The organism is Synechococcales cyanobacterium T60_A2020_003 (assembly GCA_015272205.1).
Lineage (GTDB): Bacteria > Cyanobacteriota > Cyanobacteriia > RECH01 > RECH01 > JACYMB01.
In genome coordinates this window covers 1-4,613 of the sequence record JACYMB010000379.1, presented here as the reverse complement: position 1 = coordinate 4,613, position 4,613 = coordinate 1, and the positions used below count along the sequence as shown (strand labels likewise).

Genomic DNA, 4,613 nt, shown 5'->3' with positions numbered 1-4,613 from the left:
AGCACGTGGCTACGGACCACGGTGTCGGGGGTTCGAATCCCTCCTCGCCCGTTTAACTTAAGATAGAGCGTTCAGATAGACTCTGAGCGCTTTATTTCTTTAGAAATGCTACGCACTCCACATGGGGCGTTTGCGGGAAGAAGTCGGCAGGCTGTACCTCAATTAACCTGTACGTCTCGTTTTCGCAGAGAATCTTTAAGTCCCGTGCCAAGGTGGTGGGGTTGCAGCTCATGTAGGCAATCTGGGACGGTGCAACGGTTTTTAAGGCTTCTAGAACTGCCAAGTCACAGCCTTTCCGGGGTGGATCAAGCACGACAATATCCGGGCGATCGCCCCCCTCGGCAACCCACTGGGGCAACCAGGCTTCAACACGCCCTACGTAAAACTCCACATTTTCAATACCATTGCGCTGGGCGTTCTGTATGGCTTGGGCAATGGAGTCGGGATGCACTTCAATCCCAACGGCGTGCTGGACTCGTCGGGCGAGGGGTAGGGTAAGTGTGCCAATCCCACAGTAGGCATCCAGGACTCGTTCGTACCCCTGGAGGTTCAACCCTGCAAGAATGACCTCCACAAGAGCTTCTGCCTGCTCCGTATTTACCTGAAAGAACGTGGTCGAACCAATCTGAAACTCTACTCCAGCCAAACTATCGACAAGGTATGCACGTCCGGCGATACACCGACTCTCTGATCCAAAAATTGCGTTGGTGCGATCGCGATTCAGGTTCACACCCACGCCAACTAACTGCGGATAGCGCTGCATCCAGATTTGGGCTTGATCCTCTAATCCAGGTACATCCCAAGTCGTTGTGACTAGGGTTAGAAGCTGCTCTCCGGTGCGTCGTCCAATTCGCAATCCTAAATGGCGCAACATTCCCTGATGCGATTTCTCCTGGTAAACTGACCATCCCTGTGACTGGAGATCTTGCTTGACGCCAGCCAGGACGGGATTTAAACTCTCATCCTGCACCGGACACTGATTCAAATTCACCAGACGATGGCTGCTCTTTTGGTAATATCCCGCTTGCAGTTGACCGTTGGCGGATAATCCCAAAGGGTACGTCGCCTTGTTGCGATACCCTAACGGTTCGGACGGCATGATAGCTTTCACCCGTGGATGCGCAAATCCACCGATTCGTTTTAAGGCATCAACTACTTGCTCTTGCTTGGCCTGAAGCTGAACGGAGTATTGCACCGCTTGCCACTGACAGCCCCCGCACTTATCCGCAACAATGCAAGCCGGACGAATGCGATCGCCCGATGGTTGCACCATCTGATGGACTTTTCCGTGGGCAAACGTCGGCTTGACTCGAACTAACCGAACTAGGACGCGATCGCCCGGTACAGTATCAGGGACAAACACGACGCGACTATCCCAACGACCAATGCCGTCACCGCTATTGCTGAGGCGGGTGATGTCGAGTTCGAGTAGGGCTCCCTGGGTCCAGGTTGTCTGAGATGTAGAGGGAGGAGTCATTGGGGTGGGGGAGTGATGGGGTGATGGAGTGGGACAGTGATGGGGTGGAGTTTTGAGTTTTGAGGGGTGAGGGGTGAGTTGGGGATATCAGGCAGAATTATGTTCTCTAGGTTAAGGTTTGCATGAGCCAGCGGGTAATCGCTCCGTCATCGTCAGATTGGGTCTTTGCTAGCGCTTCATTGACTAGCGCCATCTCCAGTCCCGGTAATACCTCTGAGGTCTGGATCTGACCGCTGCGCCCCTCTGCAACCGAAAACGCAATGATGCGTTGCTGGGCGACATCCACAACCCAGTACTCCGCCACACCCAACCGTTCATACAGCAAGCGCTTTGCACCCAAATCGTCGCTTAGGGAACTAGCTCCTATTTCTACGGCTAACGTGGGTGCGCCGAGTACCTCAACGTTGATGGGGGAGTTATTTTTCGGCGGAAGTTGGAATTCAGTTCCAATGTAAAACGCAAGGTCAGGCTGGCATTCCCGCTCCCCAGTTTTGCGAAAGCTACAGTTGATAAATTCGATAATTTGAATATGGCGGAGGGCGGCAAATAGCCCGATTACCTTACTTACAATCGCATTTTGGTGAGCGTGATTTGCACCGATAGGAGCCATTTCAATCCTCATCTGTCCCTGATCAAAGTAGGCTCGACTTTTTGCATACTCTGGTGAGTTGGCGATCGCCACAAATTCCTCCCAAGTCGCCGGAGTCCAGGTATCCAGTTCAATCGTGGGTGTCGTCGCAAAGGTCATAGTGGTGCCCATAGATTTGGTGGACTACTACTCATCATAATCGGGCGTTTCAGTGGATACCGCAGACCGTCCACCACCCAAGGCGATCGCGATCGCGTCCACCACCCGACTGACGGGGATAATCTCTAATCCCACATTCGACACGGTTTGCCCCTTGGGGACGATGGCACGTTTGAAGCCGAGCTTGGCCGCTTCCCGGAGGCGAATCTCCAACTGCGACACCGATCGCACCTGACCGCCCAGCCCCACTTCGCCAATCAAAATCGTAAACGGATCGACCGTGCGATCGCGGAAACTGGCCACCACTGCCACCGCCACACCCAAATCTGCCGCTGGTTCCGCTACGCTCAGACCACCGGATGAGGCCACGTAGGCATCCAGCTTAGACAAAGGAATGCCCACCCGCTTTTCCAAAACAGCCAAAATCTGAAGCAAACGGTTGTATTCAACTCCGGTCGTAGCCCGACGCGGCGACGGATAACTGGTCGGACTCACCAGCGCCTGCAATTCAACCAATAACGGACGAGTTCCCTCACAGGCAACAATCGTGGCCGTTCCCGGCGCAGTTTCTTCACGATCGCCCAAAAACAGCGCCGACGGATTCAGAACTTCCTCCAATCCCCGATCCACCATTTCAAAAATGCCGAGCTCGTGGGTTGCCCCAAAGCGATTTTTCACCGATCGCAACAAGCGATGACTGGCAAAGCGATCGCCCTCGAAATACAGCACCGTATCAACCAGGTGTTCCAAGACCTTAGGGCCAGCGATCGCTCCTTCCTTCGTTACATGACCCACAATAAACAGAGAAATATTCTCCCGCTTAGCAACCTGCATCAGCGCCGATGTACATTCCCGCACTTGCGCCACCGAACCGGGGGCAGAGTTCAAAGCTGCAAAATACAGGGCTTGAATACTGTCAATGACGGCTACCTGGGGACGTAATGAACTCAACTCCATCAAGATAGCTTCCAGATCCGTTTCTGGGAGCAGGTAAAGGTCAGGACTGAGATCTGGCGACGATTTGGACTGAAGTGCTTGCCCCTCCGCTAATCGCTGCCACCGCAGTTTAACCTGCTGCCCCGACTCTTCCGCACAGGCATATAAGACCCGCTGTGAGGTCGCTAACCGCTGCGCCACCTGTAACAGTAGCGTCGATTTACCAATTCCCGGATCGCCCCCAATCAACACCAGAGAACCCGGAACAATGCCCCCACCCAAAACTCGGTCTAACTCTGAAAAGCCGGACGGTATTCGGGCTTGGGGGTGGTCTGAAATAGCCTCCAACTTTAAGGACTGGACAGGCTGAGGTGACTCTGGATGGGATGCAGAACGACCAGAGGGCGATCGCCCCTTTACCCCCGTAGACGGACGAGCCGTTGAGGAAGGAGCCGTGACAACCTGTTCCACCAACGAATTCCAGCTTCCACAAAACGGGCATTTTCCAAAGTACTGAGCGGACTCCGAGCCGCACTCATTACACACATACTGGGTTCGAGTTTTTGCCATAGTCTGTCACTGAAATGCCCCCTCACGTCATCAAGCGGCTCTACGGACTCAGAGAACTCCGCCCATGACCTTACCCATCACACACCTACACGCTGGTTCAGTGATCAATTCCGAGCATAGAACATCCGTACCTAATAATAAAGGCGATCGCCCTTTCTACACTCACATTTCCCTAATCCAATCATCGGCTAATCCAAACTTTTGTTGCATTCAAACAAAAATCTTAAGAAACCCTAAAATGTAGCGATAACAGGAATTTCCAAGCATTGCATCTAGCGCAATGAGATATCATCTTAATGATAAAGCAGGCAGATGAACTGTCAAAAAAGGTCGTTTTTAAGGAGTGTTGAGTAAGTTGGAAAATCACAAAGAGAAAATATTGGTGGTTGACGACGAAGCCAGCATTCGCCGCATCTTAGAAACTCGTCTCTCCATGATTGGGTACGATGTCGTTACTGCTGCTGATGGCGAAGAAGCGCTAGAAACCTTCCGCTCTACTAATCCAGATCTAGTTGTGCTGGACGTGATGATGCCAAAACTAGACGGATATGGAGTCTGCCAAGAACTGCGTAAAGAGTCAGATGTGCCCATTATTATGCTAACCGCCTTGGGGGATGTGGCCGATCGCATCACAGGGTTGGAGCTTGGCGCAGACGACTATGTTGTAAAGCCTTTCTCTCCCAAGGAACTAGAAGCTCGGATTCGTTCAGTCCTACGCCGAGTTGAAAAAGTGGGAACCACGGGCATTCCTAGCTCTGGCGTTATTCACATCAACAATATCCGCATCGATACCAATAAACGCCAAGTTTATAAAGGTGACGAACGCATTCGGCTCACTGGAATGGAGTTCAGCCTACTGGAACTTTTGGTCGGGCGATCGGG

General features: G+C 52.5%; 4 protein-coding genes. 1 reads left to right on the top strand and 3 read right to left on the bottom strand.

The window, feature by feature from the left end; all coding sequences use genetic code 11:
• Positions 1-91 precede the first annotated feature (91 nt).
• The 3 genes from rlmD to radA form a co-directional block, all read right to left on the bottom strand.
• Positions 92-1,477 carry a 23S rRNA (uracil(1939)-C(5))-methyltransferase RlmD gene (rlmD, locus tag IGR76_18220; protein MBF2080393.1) on the bottom strand — a complete coding sequence of 462 codons (1,386 nt, stop codon included), beginning with the start codon at positions 1,475-1,477 and terminating at the stop codon, positions 92-94.
• A 106-nt stretch (positions 1,478-1,583) separates the two neighbouring features.
• Positions 1,584-2,225, bottom strand: a complete 642-nt coding sequence (locus tag IGR76_18215; protein ID MBF2080392.1) for a Uma2 family endonuclease — start codon at positions 2,223-2,225, stop codon at positions 1,584-1,586.
• 27 nt (positions 2,226-2,252) lie between these two features.
• Positions 2,253-3,731 carry a DNA repair protein RadA gene (gene radA / locus IGR76_18210; protein MBF2080391.1) on the bottom strand — a complete coding sequence of 493 codons (1,479 nt, stop codon included), beginning with the start codon at positions 3,729-3,731 and terminating at the stop codon, positions 2,253-2,255.
• Positions 3,732-4,074: 343 nt separating this feature from the next.
• On the opposite strand from radA, the gene IGR76_18205 reads away from it, so the two are divergent.
• Positions 4,075-4,613: response regulator (locus tag IGR76_18205; protein ID MBF2080390.1), on the top strand; the 539-nt coding region annotated here is incomplete at its 3' end.

Bases quoted from the DNA above. Each gene is read 5' to 3' on its own strand.
- rlmD (MBF2080393.1), bottom strand. From the start codon at position 1,477: ATGACTCCTCCCTCTACATCTCAGACAACCTGGACCCAGGGAGCCCTA.
- IGR76_18215 (MBF2080392.1), bottom strand. From the start codon at position 2,225: ATGACCTTTGCGACGACACCCACGATTGAACTGGATACCTGGACTCCG.
- radA (MBF2080391.1), bottom strand. From the start codon at position 3,731: ATGGCAAAAACTCGAACCCAGTATGTGTGTAATGAGTGCGGCTCGGAG.